The 15,015-nt window shown below is 66.0% G+C and carries 18 protein-coding genes; 8 read left to right on the top strand and 10 right to left on the bottom strand.

Annotated elements, in window-relative coordinates; genetic code table 11:
• Positions 1 to 57: 57 nt before the first annotated feature.
• Positions 58 to 1,026, top strand: a complete 969-nt coding sequence (locus SCH01S_RS02090) for an NAD(P)H-dependent flavin oxidoreductase (protein WP_046347115.1) — start codon at positions 58 to 60, stop codon at positions 1,024 to 1,026.
• Between the two features lie 31 nt (positions 1,027 to 1,057).
• Here SCH01S_RS02090 and SCH01S_RS02085 read toward each other — a convergent pair whose 3' ends face one another.
• Positions 1,058 to 1,525 carry a DUF1465 family protein gene (locus SCH01S_RS02085; protein ID WP_046347114.1) on the bottom strand — a complete coding sequence of 156 codons (468 nt, stop codon included), beginning with the start codon at positions 1,523 to 1,525 and terminating at the stop codon, positions 1,058 to 1,060.
• Positions 1,526 to 1,595: 70 nt separating this feature from the next.
• On the bottom strand, positions 1,596 to 1,793 hold the full coding sequence (locus SCH01S_RS02080; RefSeq protein ID WP_046347127.1) for a YdcH family protein: 198 nt from the start codon (positions 1,791 to 1,793) through the stop codon (positions 1,596 to 1,598).
• Positions 1,794 to 1,947: 154 nt separating this feature from the next.
• Between SCH01S_RS02080 and SCH01S_RS16005 the strand changes: the two genes are divergently transcribed.
• Positions 1,948 to 2,103 (top strand): YdcH family protein, encoded by a 156-nt coding sequence (locus SCH01S_RS16005; protein ID WP_084689356.1) that lies wholly within the window; start codon positions 1,948 to 1,950, stop codon positions 2,101 to 2,103.
• 42 nt (positions 2,104 to 2,145) lie between these two features.
• Here SCH01S_RS16005 and SCH01S_RS02070 read toward each other — a convergent pair whose 3' ends face one another.
• The 3 genes from SCH01S_RS02070 to SCH01S_RS02060 form a co-directional block, all read right to left on the bottom strand.
• Positions 2,146 to 2,556, bottom strand: coding sequence for a PilZ domain-containing protein (locus SCH01S_RS02070; RefSeq protein WP_046347112.1), 411 nt, complete (start codon positions 2,554 to 2,556; stop codon positions 2,146 to 2,148).
• A 63-nt stretch (positions 2,557 to 2,619) separates the two neighbouring features.
• On the bottom strand, positions 2,620 to 3,078 hold the full coding sequence (dksA, locus tag SCH01S_RS02065) for an RNA polymerase-binding protein DksA (protein ID WP_046347111.1): 459 nt from the start codon (positions 3,076 to 3,078) through the stop codon (positions 2,620 to 2,622).
• 187 nt (positions 3,079 to 3,265) lie between these two features.
• Positions 3,266 to 3,733 (bottom strand): host attachment family protein, encoded by a 468-nt coding sequence (locus SCH01S_RS02060; RefSeq protein ID WP_046347110.1) that lies wholly within the window; start codon positions 3,731 to 3,733, stop codon positions 3,266 to 3,268.
• Positions 3,734 to 3,820: 87 nt separating this feature from the next.
• On the opposite strand from SCH01S_RS02060, the gene serS reads away from it, so the two are divergent.
• The 5 genes from serS (at position 3,821) to SCH01S_RS02035 (ending at position 8,133) form a co-directional block, all read left to right on the top strand.
• Positions 3,821 to 5,089, top strand: coding sequence for a serine--tRNA ligase (gene serS, locus SCH01S_RS02055; RefSeq protein ID WP_046347109.1), 1,269 nt, complete (start codon positions 3,821 to 3,823; stop codon positions 5,087 to 5,089).
• Positions 5,090 to 5,152: 63 nt separating this feature from the next.
• Entirely contained in the window at positions 5,153 to 6,286 is a 1,134-nt protein-coding gene (locus tag SCH01S_RS02050; protein WP_046347108.1) for an FG-GAP-like repeat-containing protein, read from the top strand.
• A 49-nt stretch (positions 6,287 to 6,335) separates the two neighbouring features.
• Positions 6,336 to 7,109, top strand: a complete 774-nt coding sequence (gene surE / locus SCH01S_RS02045) for a 5'/3'-nucleotidase SurE (RefSeq protein ID WP_046347107.1) — start codon at positions 6,336 to 6,338, stop codon at positions 7,107 to 7,109.
• A gap of 70 nt (positions 7,110 to 7,179) precedes the next feature.
• Positions 7,180 to 7,635, top strand: a complete 456-nt coding sequence (locus tag SCH01S_RS02040) for a PilZ domain-containing protein (RefSeq protein ID WP_046347106.1) — start codon at positions 7,180 to 7,182, stop codon at positions 7,633 to 7,635.
• An 84-nt stretch (positions 7,636 to 7,719) separates the two neighbouring features.
• Complete coding sequence (locus SCH01S_RS02035; RefSeq protein WP_046347126.1) at positions 7,720 to 8,133, top strand: DUF1801 domain-containing protein; 414 nt, start codon at positions 7,720 to 7,722, stop codon at positions 8,131 to 8,133.
• A 4-nt stretch (positions 8,134 to 8,137) separates the two neighbouring features.
• On the opposite strand, the gene SCH01S_RS02030 is transcribed toward SCH01S_RS02035, so the two are convergent.
• The 3 genes from SCH01S_RS02030 to SCH01S_RS02020 form a co-directional block, all read right to left on the bottom strand.
• Entirely contained in the window at positions 8,138 to 8,398 is a 261-nt protein-coding gene (locus SCH01S_RS02030) for a hypothetical protein (RefSeq protein WP_157032768.1), read from the bottom strand.
• Between the two features lie 68 nt (positions 8,399 to 8,466).
• Complete coding sequence (locus tag SCH01S_RS02025; protein ID WP_046347104.1) at positions 8,467 to 9,516, bottom strand: NAD(P)-dependent alcohol dehydrogenase; 1,050 nt, start codon at positions 9,514 to 9,516, stop codon at positions 8,467 to 8,469.
• A 16-nt stretch (positions 9,517 to 9,532) separates the two neighbouring features.
• Positions 9,533 to 9,952, bottom strand: a complete 420-nt coding sequence (locus tag SCH01S_RS02020) for a (R)-mandelonitrile lyase (RefSeq protein WP_046347103.1) — start codon at positions 9,950 to 9,952, stop codon at positions 9,533 to 9,535.
• 102 nt (positions 9,953 to 10,054) lie between these two features.
• Here SCH01S_RS02020 and SCH01S_RS02015 point away from each other — a divergent pair, with 102 nt between their 5' ends.
• The gene (locus SCH01S_RS02015) at positions 10,055 to 10,948 is read left to right on the top strand and encodes a LysR family transcriptional regulator (protein ID WP_046347102.1); all 894 of its coding nucleotides are present in this window, start codon (positions 10,055 to 10,057) and stop codon (positions 10,946 to 10,948) included.
• Here SCH01S_RS02015 and SCH01S_RS02010 read toward each other — a convergent pair.
• Both SCH01S_RS02010 and SCH01S_RS02005 read right to left on the bottom strand, forming a co-directional pair.
• Positions 10,911 to 11,804 carry a LysR family transcriptional regulator gene (locus tag SCH01S_RS02010; protein WP_046347101.1) on the bottom strand — a complete coding sequence of 298 codons (894 nt, stop codon included), beginning with the start codon at positions 11,802 to 11,804 and terminating at the stop codon, positions 10,911 to 10,913. The two genes, SCH01S_RS02015 and SCH01S_RS02010, sit on opposite strands and share 38 nt — an antisense overlap.
• Positions 11,805 to 11,907: 103 nt before the next feature.
• Positions 11,908 to 14,916 (bottom strand): TonB-dependent receptor, encoded by a 3,009-nt coding sequence (locus SCH01S_RS02005; RefSeq protein WP_046347125.1) that lies wholly within the window; start codon positions 14,914 to 14,916, stop codon positions 11,908 to 11,910.
• Between the last annotated feature and the right edge of the window lie 99 nt (positions 14,917 to 15,015).

The following is a 15,015-nucleotide window of genomic DNA, read 5'->3' as shown; positions in this document are numbered from 1 at the left end:
CCCGTTCCGGGGAGGAGTTCTAGACACACCCTTTCGTTTCGGTATGAAACCGGTTGCATGAGCCTGCCGCCGCTGTTCGACCGCCTGCGCCTGCCGATCATCGGCTCGCCCCTGTTCATCGTCTCCGGTCCCGATCTGGTCATTGCCCAGTGCAAGGCCGGGATCGTCGGCGCGTTCCCGGCGCTGAACGCGCGGCCGCAGTCGCTGCTCGACGAATGGCTGCACCGGATCACCGAGGAGCTGGCGGAGCATAACCGCAAGCACCCCGATCGCCCGGCGGCGCCGTTCGCGGTCAACCAGATCGTGCACAAGTCGAACGACCGGCTGGAACAGGACGTCGAGACCTGCGCCAAATGGCAGGTACCGATCGTGATCACCTCGCTGGGCGCGCGCGAGGATTTGAACCAGGCGGTGCACGCCTGGGGCGGCATTACGCTGCACGACGTGATCAACGACCGGTTCGCCCGCAAGGCGATCGAGAAAGGCGCGGACGGACTGATCCCGGTTGCGGCCGGCGCCGGCGGCCATGCCGGCACGATCTCCCCGTTCGCGCTGGTCTCCGAAATCCGCGAATGGTTCGACGGCCCGGTCGCGCTGTCGGGCGCGATCGCGACCGGACGGTCGGTGCTCGGTGCCCAGGCGATGGGTGCGGACCTCGCCTATATCGGCTCGCCGTTCATCGCGACGGTCGAGGCGAATGCGGAGGACTCCTACAAGCAGGGCATCGTTGAGGGCCGGGCGGCGGACATCGTCTATTCCGACCTCTTCACCGGCGTGAAAGGCAATTATCTGCGCCAGTCGATCGAAGCCTCAGGGCTCGATCCCGACAATCTGCCGCAGGGCGACTACAAGACGATGAATTTCGGCGGCGGCGCCAACCAGGCGAAGAAGGCCTGGCGCGACATCTGGGGCTCCGGCCAGGGCATCGGCGCCGTGCGCGCGGTGGAAACGGTCGCCGACCGCGTGGACCGGCTGGAGCAGGAATATCGCGCGGCCAAGGCGGAATTGGCGGCGAAAGTGAAGTAGAACAACTCCTCCCCGTTCCGGGGAGGAGTTCCTAAAGCGCCCGCTCGATTCGCCTCAGCAGGCCGAGCGCGGGGCTGTCGGGTTCGGGGTCGACCATGTCACGGTCGATCCGCGCGACGCGGGCGTAGAGATCGATGCTGGCCTCGACGATCGCGCGGGCGCCGGCGGGCATGGCTGCGATCGCGGCCGGATCGCTGTCCGCGGCCTCGCCGACCCGACGCGAGTCGGCGCTTGCCTCCTCCTCCCCGATCTCACCGGCGGCGATGCCCTTGCGGGTCAGCAGCCAGGCGATCACGTGCATCAGCCGGGTCGTCACTTTCAGCGATTCGCACGAGAAGGCGACGCGCTCCATCGGGCCGAGCGCATCCCGTTCCGGGCGCCCGAGCTCGTCGAAATAGCTCCGCGCTTCGTCGGCGAGCAGCATCGCCTCGGTATAGAGGCTATCGACCAGCCGCGCGGTCATTTTCTTCCGGGCGCCATCCATCTGCATCGGCATCATACTGCCACGGCCGCCAGGCGGCGAAAACGGCACAAAGAGGTAAACCGAGTCCCGCTTTGGATCAGCGCCGTCAGGCGATGATGTCCGGGATGAGCTGATCCTGGAGCAGCGCGATCTCGTCCTTCAGCTTCAGCTTGCGGCGCTTCAGCCGCGCCAGCTGAAGCTGGTCGAGGTGCGGACTGCCCAGCAGGGCCGTGATCGAGTCGTCGAGGTCGCGATGCTCGATCCGGAGCACCGTCAGCCGTCGTGCAATCTCTTCGTCGCTGATCCCCATGGCCGCGCAGACTATCAGGATCGCGCCGGCGCTCAAGCGGCCCTTCGCACCGTTCGCTTCGTCGCAATGGCCGATAAAGCGCGAGACAGACTCGGGCCCTGTGTGTTTTACTCACTCCCCCATCGGCGAACGAAAGGAGTGTTCCGCAATGGACAATGTGCATCTGGCATCTCTTCAGGCCAAGCACGCCGGGCTCGAAGCTCGAATTGTCAGCGAACTACAACGACCTGCGCCGGATCCCTCGGCGCTCGCCACGATGAAGAAGCAAAAGCTCAGACTGAAGGACGAAATGGCCCGCACCTAAGCGGCGCAGCGGACCAGCGGCGCCTGCCCAGGGGCAGGCGCCCTACCAGCCCTTCAGACCCTCGACATATTTGAGCGACCGGTTCGGCAGCAGCACCGGCTTGACGTAGTCAGGCGTGCCTTCGCCGATGACGACCGGCTGGCGCGCCGCCTCGGGATCGATCTCGCGATCGAATTTGATGCCGAATCGCCGGCCGCGGATCCAGGCGATCTCGCCTTTGACCCGCCCGATGTTGCGGAGCTCCGCGATCAGCCGTTCGCCGCGCGCCAGCTCGACAACGGGTTCCTCGGCCAGTTCGACCATCATGCCGCCGCCTGAGAGGTTGCGCACGCGCGCGGTGAGCGGCGACCGGTCCTGGAACGACAGGTTCGTGCTCAAAAAGAAGTTGGTACGTCCCGACGTGCGTTCCTGCGCGTCGGCGGGCGGGCTGGTTTTTTCCGGGGTGGGCTGCATGATCTCTATCCTTGCAGCCCGATAATCCCCGAATGGTCGACAACCGGTAAAGATTGCCCGCAACTATTCGTCGCGCGACACCTTTTCGTTGCGCTCGTGCCGCTCCTGCGCCTCGACCGTCATCGTCGCGATCGGCCGCGCCTCGAGGCGAGCCAGCGAGATCGGCTCGCCGCTCACTTCGCAATAGCCATATTCGCCTTCCTCGATCCGCCTGAGAGCGGCATCGATCTTGGCGATCAGCTTGCGCTGCCTGTCGCGCGTGCGCAGCTCGATCGACCAGTCGGTCTCGCTCGATGCGCGATCGGTCACGTCCGGTTCGCGCAGCGATTCGGTCTGCAGCTGCACAAGCGTGCCCTGCGCTTCCAGCAGGATCTGCTCTTTCCAGTTGATGAGCTTGCGGCGGAAATATTCCAGCTGCCGCGCATTCATGAACGGTTCGTCGGCACTGGGCCGATATTCATCGTCATTGACGGGCGTCGGCAGTTTGCCGGCCGCCTCAACGCTACTCAACGCCGTCGCCATAATCGTCTCCGCTCCATCGTCGCGGCCCAACTATGCTGCGGGGTCCGCGCCCCTTTGCCCCGACGGCGCCTATAATCCGGAGCAATAGTCTGCACAAGCTGCGGAATCGGAAGCGACTTTCATTTCGTCGCATCCGCTTTCGGCTTGGCGCAAATTGCGGGAACTTTTCTGAACGGCTCTGAGACGATCAGGATTCGGAGATGATTTTCTCGATCTGATCGACCGGGTGATTGGTCAGATCCTTCGGAATTTCGCCGACCAGCCGGCGCTCGACCTCGCTGTGATAATGGCGGCGGAGCTCGCCCAGCGTCGTCGGCGGGGCGACGATCAGCAGGCTTTCGAACTCGTTCGCGAGCGCGCGCCGCTTCAGCATCTCGGCCGCGTCCTCCGCGAAGCGTTGCTCCTCCAGCTTGTGGAAGTCGGTTTCCGAATAGGCGCTGCGACCGGCTTTTGCGGTGTTGGCCGAATAACGGGCGGCAACGCCCGCTGCCGATCGTCCCGGCTCGTCGGTGCCCTGGTCCGCGGTCTTCGCATTCTGTTGCTCGGTGGCGCTGACCACTTCGAGGTTGGGATAGGCCGCATCGCCTTCGTTTCTGAAGAACAGCATTTTCTGGCCATCGGCGACCAGCACATAGCCGTCGTGCGGGATTTGCATGGGAACCCTCCTCGTCCGTTTTCCATTGAACGCCCCGCGCCGGGCGAGGGTTGCGCGCCCTCGCCCACCCCGCCATAGGCCGCGCGCATGCACGACATCCGCCTGATCCGCGACGATCCCGAAGGCTTTGACGCCGCGCTCGCCCGCCGCGGGCTGGAGCCGGTCGCGGCCGTCCTCGTCGCTCTCGACGAGCGCCGCCGCGCCGCGCAGACCGAGCTGCAGACCGCGCTCGCCCGCCGCAACGAGGCGTCGAAGGCGATCGGCGCCGCCAAGGCCCAGAAGCACGAGGATGAGGCCGCCGCGCTGATGGCCGAAGTGGCGACGCTGAAGGAGCGCATTCCCGCGCTGGAAGATGCCGCGCGCGAAGCCGACACGGCGCTCGAAGCGAACCTGGCCGTCATTCCCAACCTGCCGGCGCCCGATGTGCCCGCCGGTCGCGATGAGGCCGACAACGTCCAGCTTAAAATATGGGGCGAGCTTCCCGAGGGCGATTTTCCCGAGCATCCGGAGTTTGCCGGCCCGCTGGGGCTGGATTTCGAAAGCGCCGCAGCCATCGCAGGCGCGCGCTTCGCCGTGCTGAAGGGCGGCCTTGCCCGCCTCAACCGCGCGATCGGCCAGTTCATGCTCGACCGCAACGTCGCCGAATGGGGCTATACCGAGGTCAACCCGCCGCTGCTCGTGCGCGACGCCGCCATGTACGGCACCGACAAATTGCCCAAATTCGCCGAGGATTCGTTCCAGACCACCGACGGCCGCTGGCTGATCCCGACCGCTGAAGTCAGCCTGACCAGCCTCGTCCTCGACCAGATCGTGAGCGAGGAGGCCCTGCCCCTCCGCTTCACCGCCCTCACACCCTGCTTCCGCTCCGAGGCAGGCTCGGCCGGCCGCGACACCAAGGGGCTGATCCGGCAGCACCAGTTCGAGAAGTGCGAGCTCGTCTCGGTCGTCCCGCCAGAGGCGTCCGAGGGCGAGCATGAACGCATGACTCGCGCCGCCGAATCGATCCTCGAAGCCTTGGACCTCCCCTATCGCCGCATGCTGCTTTGCGCCGGCGACATGGGCTTTGGGGCGCGCAAGACCTATGACCTCGAAGTCTGGCTGCCCGGCCAGGCCCGCTACCGGGAAATTTCGAGCTGCTCGAACTGCGGCGACTTCCAGGCTCGTCGCATGAATGCGCGTTTTCGTCGCGAAGGCGGCAAGCCGGAGTTCGTCCACACGCTGAACGGCTCGGCCCTCGCCGTCGGCCGCACGCTGGTCGCAGTGCTTGAAAATTATCAGGAAAGCGACGGCTCAGTCCGCATTCCGGCAGCGCTGATCCCCTATATGGGCGGGCTGGAGACGCTCACGCCTGCCTGACCGCTCCCTCGCTTGCCCCGGTCGTTCGTGATAATGGTTAACGCACGACAGCCACGGGGGTGGATGATGAGCAATCAGTTTGTCGTGTCGTTCGCGGCCGCCAGCATGGCCGCAATCCCGGCCCAGGCGGCCGTCAACACGGATCATGGTCACAAGGTGGCGGGCGCCGCGTTCGCGACGCTGTCCGATGCCAGCCCGGCCCAGATCAAGCTCTACGATGCCGGCGGCAGCTTTCATGCGTCCCTGCAGCCGTTCGGCGATCTGAAGGGCGGTGCATGGGTGGCGGCCGGCGACGTCAACGGCGACGGCCGCGCGGATATCGTCGCCGGACATGCGAGCGGCCCGCTGGTCCTCGCTTTCGACGGCAATGGCCTGAAGCAGCATCTGAAGATCGAGCCGTTCGGCGGCGATTATAAGGGCGGCATCTTTGTCGCCGCGGGCGATGTCAATGGCGACGGGTTCGCCGATATCGTCACGGGCGCGGGCCAGGGCAGCGAACCGCTGGTGCGCGTCTTCGATCACAAGGGCAGCATCACCCACAGCTTCGACGCGTTCGATGAAGGGTTCAAAGGCGGCGTGCGCGTCGCGGCCGGCGACGTCACCGGCGACGGTGTGGCCGAGCTGATCGTCGGCACCGGGCCGGGCGGCGGCGAGCTCAAGATCTTCGACGGCAGAAGCGGCCGTGGGATCGGCAGCTTCGATCCCTTCGGCAGCGACTTCAAGGGCGGACTGTTCTTCACCGCCGGCCAGTTTCAGGGCAGCGACGCCCTGTTCGTCAGCAAGGCGACGGAGGGCGACGGCTCGGTTTTCGTGTTCGACCTCGCCAACCTTGACCACAAGATCTCGTTCACGCCGTTCGGCGCCGACTATAAAGGCGGCGTGACGCTCGGCTTCACGACCGACGGCACCAGCAACACGCTGATCGTGGGCGAGGCGGAGGGCGGCCGCGCCGGTTTCATCAACGTCAGCGGCCGCGGTGGGGCGAGTCCGTCCTTCGACGCCAATCCGCCGTCCACCGACATTTTCTTCTCTCCGTTCGGAGACGATTATCTGGGCGGCATTTCGGTCGCCGGCCTGGGACCGGTCACCGTGCCCGAACCCGCCACCTGGATGATGATGCTCGCCGGCTTCGGGACGGCAGGCGTCACGATACGGCGGCGATTGCGGTCGAAGGGACGCCCGGCTAACGCGAGCTAGCGTCGGCGTTCCGGCCGGCGCTTCCCGGCAATGGCGGAGCGGCGGCCTGGTGCGCATCCTGTTGACCAATGACGACGGCGTGAATGCGGGCGGGTTGAAAGTGCTCGAGCAGCTTGCGCGGGCATTCTCGGACGATCTGTGGGTCGTGGCCCCCGCGGAGGAACAATCGGGCGCCGGCCATTCGCTGACGCTCAGCCGGCCGATCCGGTTGCGCAAGCTTGACGAGCGGCGCTTCTGCGTGACGGGCACGCCGACCGACAGCGTGATGATGGCGGTCGGCCACCTGATGCGCGAGCTGAAACCGGACCTGGTGCTTTCAGGCGTCAATCGTGGCGCGAACCTGGCGGACGACGTCACCTATTCGGGCACGGTCTCGGCCGCGATGGAAGGCGCGCTGGCCGGCGTGCGCGCGATCGCGCTGAGCCAGGTCTACGCGCGCGAAGGCATGGGCGACACGGTGCCGTTCGATGCCGCAATCGGCTGGGGCGAACGCGTGCTGCGGCCGCTGATCGAGACGGAATTCGCGCCGCGGACACTGGTCAACGTCAACTTTCCGGCGCTGCCCAGCGACCAGGTGAAGGGCATCCGCGTCGTCCGCCAGGGCTTTCACGACTATGGCCGCGCGCGCATCGACCAGCGCACCGACCCGCGCGGCTATGATTATTTCTGGTTCGGGCTGAGGCCGATGGTCCAGACGCCGGGGCACGACACGGATATCGAGGCTGTCGCGGACGGCTATGTGTCGGTGACCCCGCTCCAGCTCGACCTGACCCACGCCGCCAGCATGGATGCGATCCGATCGGCCTATAGTTACGGCCCGTAAACTATCTTGCCGCAAAGACTTTCCGGAAATGAGCGCGTAATGACAGGCTAACCGGCTGGGTCGATCGAACATGCAGCAGCTGAGCGGGGTTCCCGCCTATCAGAAGACCGAAAGGCGAAAGCACGAGCGGCACGCGTTCACCGGAGCGGAGGTCTTTCTTTTTCCGCGCTGGGATCAGGTCGGGGAAGCCCGGCTCGCCGAACGCCTCACGCTTCGGCTGAAGGACGTCTCGGTTGCAGGACTGTCCGGACTCATCGACGGGCCGCTCAATATCGGCGACATCGTCTTCGTCCAGTTCGAGGAAACCCTGATCCCCGCCGCCGAAGTGATCTGGGTACGCCGCACGATGATCGGCTTCGCGCTGACGGAGCCGCTGGCCGAGGCGCGGTTCCAGCGCCTGCTCGATGCGCACGAGGCGGGACGGCTGTGGTCGCCGGCCATGCGCGCACGCTCCGATCTGCCGAGCTGGTGGACCGATGTCGGCGAGCATGAGCGCGGCCGCCAGGCTGTTCGATCGGGCGACTGACGCGACAGAGCGTCTGGCGGATTGCGGTTATCCGATCGAGCTGCCACCGTGTCGCTCAGCGGCGAGGCGATAGGAGAGTGGCGGGTGGCCGGCAAAGCAAGCGGACAATCGGCACAGGTGGTGGAAAATGGGGGCTCGTCGCCTTCGCAGTTGATCGATAACCGGATCGACGAGCTGGACGATTGGCGGGGCGAGACACTTGCGCGGGTGCGGGCAATGGTGAAGGAGGCCGACCCCGACGTGGTCGAGGAATGGAAGTGGCGCGGCGTCCCGGTCTGGTCGCACGCCGGCATCATCTGCACCGGCGAGACCTACAAGAGTGTCGTGAAGATGACCTTCGCCAAGGGCGCCTCGCTGGACGACCCCGCCGGGCTGTTCAATTCCAGCCTTGAGGGCAATACCCGGCGCGCGATCGACTTGCGCGAAGGCGATGCGATCGACGAAGACGCGTTGAAGGCGCTCGTCCGCGCCGCCGTGGCCCTGAATACCTCGCGGTAATCGACTACTGCCCCGGCCCGTTGCAGCCGGCCGGGTTCAGGCAGGTGCCCATATTCTCGTAGACCATCTTGCGAGCCGCTTCGTTGCCGTCCGTAGCGCGCTTGTCCCACTGGCTCTTGGTCAGGCAGATTTTTCGGCTGGCGATCAGGGAGCCGATCGGCACCTCGCGACGGCAGATGAGCTTTTCCTTGGGCTCCGGCTGCGCGCCCGTGGCGGCGTTCGGATCGGCAGCGGCGAGCAGAAGCATCGTGGTGACCAGCAGCATCTTCACCTCCGTTCCTGGAACGGAGGATACCAGACCTGCCGCCGGTGCACCACGATTCTGACAGCGGGCTAGAGCGAGGCCATGTCGATCACGAAGCGATATTTCACATCGCTTTTGACCATGCGGTCATAGGCGGTGTTGATCTCATCCATCCGGATCATCTCGATATCCGCGGTCAGGCCGTGCTCATGGCAGAAATCGAGCATTTCCTGCGTCTCGCGGATGCCGCCGATCAACGAGCCGGCGAGCGCGCGGCGGCGAAAGATCAGGTTGCCGACGTCCGGCGACTTGTGCGGATCGGCGGGCACGCCGACCAGCACCATCGTCCCGTCCCGCTTCAAGGCGGCGAGATAGGGATCGAGGTCGAGCGGGGCTGCGACCGTGTTCAGGATGAAATCGAACTGACCTTCGGCCGCCTTCATGGCGTCGGGATCGCGCGAGACGATCACGTCCTTGGCGCCCAGCTTCAGCGCATCCTCGCGCTTGTCGGGCGATGTCGTGAACACGGTCACGTCCGCGCCCATCGCGGCGGCGATCTTCACGCCCATATGGCCGAGCCCGCCGAGCCCGACGACGCCGACTTTCTGCCCAGGCCCGACCTTCCAGTGGCGGAGCGGCGAGTAAGTGGTGATGCCGGCGCACAGCAGAGGCGCGACCGCGGCCAGGTCCTTTTCGTCATGGCCGATGCGCAGCACGAAGTCCTGATCGACGACGACATGCTTCGAATAGCCGCCGAAGGTGTGGCCGCCGAGATGCGCGTCCTCGCCATTATAGGTGCCGACGAAGCCGGAGCCGGTGCAATATTGCTCCTCGCCGTCGTGGCACGACGGACAGGTGCCGCAGCTGTCGACCATGCAGCCGACGCCGACCACGTCGCCCACCTTGAACCGGTCGACCTCGCCGCCGACCGCGGTCACGCGCCCGACGATCTCGTGGCCCGGCACGCACGGGTAGAGAGTTCCGTCCCATTCGCCGCGGGCGGTGTGAAGGTCCGAATGGCAGACGCCGCAGAACAGGATGTCGATCGCAACGTCGCGCGGGCCGGGCTCGCGCCGCTCGATCTGCAGCGGGCCGAGCGGCTGGTCGGCGGCGGTGTTGCCATAGGCTTGAGTGGTCATGCTTTCCCTCTTGTTTTCAGTTGATCTGCTCGGGAGCGGGGCCGGCGAGATATTCCTCGTCGGTCACTTTCTCCATCCACTCGACGACCTTGCCGTCGAGCGCTTCCTGAATGGCGATGTGCGTCATCGCCGTGGTGGGCGTGGCGCCGTGCCAGTGCTTGTGGCCGGGCGGGCACCAGATGATGTCGCCGGCGCGGATCTCGACGACCGGCTCGCCGTCGCACTGCGTCCAGCCGGTGCCGGCCGTGACGATCAGCGTCTGGCCGAGCGGGTGCGTGTGCCAGGCGCTGCGCGCACCAGGCTCGAACGTGACGAACGCGCCGGCGACGCGTGCGGGTTCGGCGCTCTGGAACGGGGAATCGATGCGGACGGTGCCGGTGAACCATGCGGCCGGGCCATAGGCGGACGGCTGCGATCCGTTGCGGATGATCTTCATGGGACGACTCCTCGGCTTTCTGGGATCGCCGCCCATGTAGGTCCTGCCCGCGCGCGCGATTAGTCGCTATAATCGGCATGGACTTATCTGCGAGGTTCATGAATGCAACGAGAGGATTTAAGCGATCTCAACGCGTTCCTGGCCGTGGCCGAGGAACAGAGCTTCACGCGCGCGGCGGCAAGGCTGGGCACGTCGCAATCGGCGCTCAGCCATACGGTGCGGCGGCTGGAGGAGCGGCTTGGCGTGCGGCTGCTGATGCGGACGACGCGGCGGGTCGCACCGACCGATGCCGGGGAGCGGCTGCTCCGGACCCTTCGCCCGGCGCTCGACGAGATCGGCGCAGAATTGGCTGGCCTCAGCGAGCTGCGCGACAAGCCCGCCGGCACCGTGCGGCTGGTCGCGTCCGAGAACGCGGCGCGGGGGCTGGTCTTCCCTGCCCTCGCGCGCCTGTTGCCGCGCTACCCGGATTTGAAGGTGGAAGTGAGCGTCGACGCCGGCCTGACCGACATCGTTGCCCAGCGGTTCGACGCCGGCGTTCGGCTGGGCGAGCATCTGGCCAAAGACATGATCGCCGTGCGGATCGGGCCGGACCTGCGGCTCGCGGTGGTCGGATCGCCCGGCTATTTCGCACAACGCCCGATCCCGCGCACGCCGCAGGACCTTGCCGATCATGTCTGCATCAACCTGCGGCTGGAAAGCTTTGGCGGCCTCTACGCCTGGGAGTTCGAGAAGGACGGCCGCGAACTCCGCGTGCGAGTCGACGGCCAGTTCACGTCCAACGACGTCTCGCTGATCCTCGACGCCGCCCGCAGCGGCCTCGGCCTTGCCTGCGTGCTGGAGGATCAGGTCACGCCTGGTCTCGCCGACAGCAGCCTGGTCCGCGTGCTGGAGGATTGGTGCGCGCCGTTCGCCGGCTACCACCTTTATTATCCCAGCCGGCGACAGCCGACGCCGGCCTTCACGCTGCTGGTCGACGCGCTCCGCTATCGAGCGTGAGCCGGCGCACATTGTCGCGTTCGGGGTGGAAGCGCAGCGCGTCCACGACAGCGGTCAATGCCGGCGAGGCGACGCCGCGCGCATGGTGCAAGTGATAGCCCGGCACGGACGCGCTCCATTCCCGCCGCACCCGCGTCAGGCGGCCGGCCGCGATATGCGGGGCGGCCAGATCCTCGAACAGATAAGCGAAGCCGACGCCGTCGAGCGCAGCGCGCAGAGCCAGCTCCGGATCTGCGACCGTCAGCCGCGCGGCTGGCCGGATCGTGCTTCGCTCGAGCTGCCAGAGCGGCGCGTCGCGCCAGACGATGGCGGGATAGTCGGCCAGCTCATGCGGCGTGGCGGGAAGCTGGCGGGCGGCGAGAAAGCCGGGCGAGGCGACCAGCGCCATGCGGAGGTCGGGGCCGATCCGGATCGCAGCGATGCCGCGTTCGACCTGCTCGCCGAGCCGGACCGTTGCATCGGCTTCGTCGCCGGGTGGCAACAGATCGAGTTCGATGCCCGGGTGGTCGGCGAGCAACCTGTTCAAGGCCGGCCAGAGCGCCGTCGTCGCGTGCCGGGGCGCCGCGATCCGGACCTTGCCCGCAATCTCTTCATCCGCGCCTGCCAGACCGGAAAGCTTCTCCTCCAGCGCGTCGAGATCGGGCCCGAGGCTCCGCAGCCGCTCTCCTGCCGGCGTCAGCGCGACGCTGCGGGTGGTGCGGGTCAGCAAGGGAGCGCCCAGCCGATCTTCCAGCGCCTGAATCGTGCGGCTCAGCGCCGCCACTGACAGGCCGAGCTGTGCCGCAGCCCGCGTGAAGCTCCGTTCGTCGGCAACCGCGGCGAACGCGGCCAGGTCGCCGAAATAATCGCGTCTCATTCGATCGGTCCAATCCAACGCAACACAAGGACCCGATCGCATTCCCCCTACTTACGATCGATAGGCTCGGAGCGGCAGCGAAACCGCCGCCCCGGCGCCAGTGTCAGAACTTGAAGCCGGCGGCAATGCCGTAGCGGCGCGGTTCCAGCGTGAAGATGTTCGTGAACAGGCCCGACGACTGGTCTGTCACATACTGACCGGTGATCGAGTTCGAATCGAAGATGTTCGAGATGAACGCGCGGACGAACCAGCGATCGTCCCGGCCATTGAGCTGAATCTGCGCATTGGCTTGGGTGAAGCTGGGGATCCGGTCGATCGGGTCGTTGAAGCTGCGGCTATACTGTTCCCCGGTGAAGGTCAGGTCCGCACGCGGGATCAGCGTCAGGCCGCCGGGCAGGTCGGCCGTGTACTGAACGCCGGCCGAAGCCTTGAAGGTCGGCGCGTTCGGCAGCTTGTTGCCGCCGATATTGACCGGAATGCCGTCGGACACGCTGAACGGCAGCGGGCCGGCCGGCACACCGAAGGCCGCGCGCAGGGCTGAGGGCGGGTTCGCCGCGGTCGAGGCCAGCACGGTGCAGATGCTGTACGCGCCCGTGGTGTTCGTGCCCGGCACCGCGACCGTCGGCTTCAGCCCCACGCCCGAGTTGAACGCATTCACATAGGCATTGGCCAGCGCCGCGTTCGGGCCGGTCACCACGCAGTTCGAGGCGTTGGTGATGTCCTTGATGATCACCGCATCGGAACGGCCGCCGGACACGTCGCGGGAATCGACCAGGAACTTGTCCTTGATCGAGGTGTACAGGTAGCTGGCCGACAGGTTGATCAGCCAGCGCGGATCGGGCCGCAGCACGCCTTCGACTTCGACGCCCCAGATGTCCGCATCGGTGTTGTCGTTCACCGACGTGCGGGCGACGATGCGGCTCAGCTGCAGGTTCTTGTACTGATAGTAGAAGGCGGATGCGTTCAGCCGGATCATACCGTTCGCGAACGTGTTCTTGGTGCCGATCTCGAACGCGTTCACCGCTTCCGGCGCGAACGTCTCGGAGACGTTGAACTCGGTCGGGATCGGCGGGTTGATGCCGCCCGACTTGTAGCCGCGCGAGTAGCTTGCGTAGATCAGATTGTCCGGCGTGACCTTGAAGTCGACCACCGCGCGGCCGGTCAGGCGGCCGAAGCTCACTTCGCGCTCGGCAAAGGCCTGGTTGCCCGGCCGGCCGGGATCGCCGTCATAGGCAGCGATGAACGGCGACTGGTTCGCATCGGTCACGCCGTACGGGACCAGGAAGCTCAGGATCGGGCTGCGCGCGCGCACGAACTTCTGGTCATGCGAATAGCGCAGGCCAGCGGTGAACTTCAGCCGATCGCTCGCCTGGAAATAGGCTTCGCCGAACAGGCCGTAGCTCTTGAGCTTGAACAGGTCGGTGTTGTTGAAAAAGAACGGTGGCGCCAGGAACGAGCTCGGGAACGCCGGGTTTCCAGGGACAGGTGGAGTGGCCGTGGGATCGCCGGTCTGCTGTTTGATGGTCTGTGCAGCGCCAAGGATGCCCGCCGCGTAATCGAGGCCGAACGAGGCGACGCCATAATTGCCCTGCGTCGTCTTCTGATCGACATAGATGCCGCCCAGCAGGAAGTTGAACGGGCCGTCGAGATTGCTGTCGACATGGCCTTCGATCGAATATTGCCGCGCGTGGCTTTGCGAGCGGTCATAGTCGGTGCTGCCCGGCGCGCACTTGATCGCGTTGCCGCCGAATGCGCCGGTCAGGCTTGAATCGATGTTCGACACGCAGACGCCGCCGTTCGGGCCGTTCGGGATCAGCGTCTTGGCGACGTTCGCAAACGGCGAGCCCGGCGCCTGCGAGGCGAACGCCAGCGCGAGCAGGCCCGGATTGTTCGTCAGCGCATTGTCGGTGGCGAGGTTGTAGTCCGTCCGGGAATCGACCTTGTTGTCGGCATAGCCGCCGGTCAGCGTCAGCTTGAACGCATCGCCCAGCTGCTGCTCCAGCCGGCCCATGATGTGGTATTCCTGGGCATAATAAGTCGGCGTGAAATCGATGTTCACGGTGCGCAGGTCGGTCGGGACGGTCAGGCCGCCAAACGTCAGGTCCGGCCCATAGACGCTGCCGAGCCCGAACGGCGCCAGCGTAGGCGAGTTGATCCGGAAGAACTCGGTCGAAGACAGCACCGTCGCCAGCGTCGCATTGCCGTTCGAGACGTCATAGCCAAGACGATCGGGCTGGCAGCCGAGGATGCCGGTCGGGTCGCGGTGGCAGAGTTGCTTCTGAATGCGCGAGCGGTTGTCGTTCTCGTGAAAATAATAGCCGATGATGTCGAGCGTGGTGTTCGGGCTCGGCTCCCAGCGGATCGTGCCGCGCAGCGCATAGATGTCACGATCGTCGATCCGGCTCTTCGCGGCCGGATTGAGGTTCCGCGTGAACCCGTCGCGATTCAGGTAATAGCCCGCGAGACGGACGCCGATCGTGTTGGTGATCGGCGCGTTGATCATGCCTTCGCCGCGGATCGAATTATAATTGCCGTATTCGGCCGATCCTGACGCGCCGAACGCCGAGAGGTTGGGACGCGCGGTGATGAAGTTCACCACGCCCGAGGTCGCGTTGCGGCCGAACAGCGTGCCCTGCGGCCCGCGCAGCACCTCGACACGCTCCAGGTCGAAATATTCGGTCTCGAACAGGCGCGTCGACAGCAGCGGCATGTCGTTCACGTGGATGCCGGTCGCGGTGTCGCAGGCGAAGCCGACGCAAAGGTCGCCGATGCCGCGGATCGTGAAACTGGACGAGGTGAAGTTCGTCTTGGTGAAGGTGATGTTGGGCAGGCTCAGCTGCAGCTGGGTCGCATTGTTGATCTGCTGCGCCTTCAGCGCGTCGCCCGAGAAGGCGGAAACGGAGATCGGCACGTCCTGCAGGCGCTCGCCCTTGCGCTGGGCGGTGACGACGATGTCGCCGAGGCCGGTATCGGCCGCATCCGCGGTTGCAGACGGGGCGGGACCGGCTTCGGGCGCGCCCTGCGGCGCGGGGTTGCCGACGTCCTGGGCCAAAGCGGGAGCGGAAAACAGCAGAGCAATGGCAGTGGCGCCGAGCAGGTCAAGCTTACGCATTTCGTGCATCATCCCTTTCGCTACATTCGCTACAGGCGCGATCTTGCAGCCGCGCTTCACAGATTGCCGTGGCCAAGACCCGTTATGAGGTCAATGGCG

The sequence above is a fragment of the Sphingomonas changbaiensis NBRC 104936 genome, assembly GCF_000974765.1.
In the GTDB taxonomy this organism is placed as follows: Bacteria; Pseudomonadota; Alphaproteobacteria; order Sphingomonadales; family Sphingomonadaceae; genus Sphingomonas_B; species Sphingomonas_B changbaiensis.
This window is presented reverse-complemented; position numbering and strand designations above follow the sequence as displayed.

What these genes read in the sequence shown, in the direction of transcription:
- SCH01S_RS02090 (WP_046347115.1), top strand. Translation starts at nt 58, where the DNA reads ATGAGCCTGCCGCCGCTGTTCGACCGCCTGCGCCTGCCGATCATCGGC.
- SCH01S_RS02085 (WP_046347114.1), bottom strand. Translation starts at nt 1,525, where the DNA reads ATGATGCCGATGCAGATGGATGGCGCCCGGAAGAAAATGACCGCGCGG.
- SCH01S_RS16005 (WP_084689356.1), top strand. Translation starts at nt 1,948, where the DNA reads ATGGACAATGTGCATCTGGCATCTCTTCAGGCCAAGCACGCCGGGCTC.
- SCH01S_RS02070 (WP_046347112.1), bottom strand. Translation starts at nt 2,556, where the DNA reads ATGCAGCCCACCCCGGAAAAAACCAGCCCGCCCGCCGACGCGCAGGAA.
- dksA (WP_046347111.1), bottom strand. Translation starts at nt 3,078, where the DNA reads ATGGCGACGGCGTTGAGTAGCGTTGAGGCGGCCGGCAAACTGCCGACG.
- SCH01S_RS02060 (WP_046347110.1), bottom strand. Translation starts at nt 3,733, where the DNA reads ATGCAAATCCCGCACGACGGCTATGTGCTGGTCGCCGATGGCCAGAAA.
- serS (WP_046347109.1), top strand. Translation starts at nt 3,821, where the DNA reads ATGCACGACATCCGCCTGATCCGCGACGATCCCGAAGGCTTTGACGCC.
- SCH01S_RS02050 (WP_046347108.1), top strand. Translation starts at nt 5,153, where the DNA reads ATGATGAGCAATCAGTTTGTCGTGTCGTTCGCGGCCGCCAGCATGGCC.
- SCH01S_RS02040 (WP_046347106.1), top strand. Translation starts at nt 7,180, where the DNA reads ATGCAGCAGCTGAGCGGGGTTCCCGCCTATCAGAAGACCGAAAGGCGA.
- SCH01S_RS02030 (WP_157032768.1), bottom strand. Translation starts at nt 8,398, where the DNA reads ATGCTGCTGGTCACCACGATGCTTCTGCTCGCCGCTGCCGATCCGAAC.
- SCH01S_RS02025 (WP_046347104.1), bottom strand. Translation starts at nt 9,516, where the DNA reads ATGACCACTCAAGCCTATGGCAACACCGCCGCCGACCAGCCGCTCGGC.
- SCH01S_RS02020 (WP_046347103.1), bottom strand. Translation starts at nt 9,952, where the DNA reads ATGAAGATCATCCGCAACGGATCGCAGCCGTCCGCCTATGGCCCGGCC.
- SCH01S_RS02015 (WP_046347102.1), top strand. Translation starts at nt 10,055, where the DNA reads ATGCAACGAGAGGATTTAAGCGATCTCAACGCGTTCCTGGCCGTGGCC.
- SCH01S_RS02010 (WP_046347101.1), bottom strand. Translation starts at nt 11,804, where the DNA reads ATGAGACGCGATTATTTCGGCGACCTGGCCGCGTTCGCCGCGGTTGCC.
- SCH01S_RS02005 (WP_046347125.1), bottom strand. Translation starts at nt 14,916, where the DNA reads ATGCGTAAGCTTGACCTGCTCGGCGCCACTGCCATTGCTCTGCTGTTT.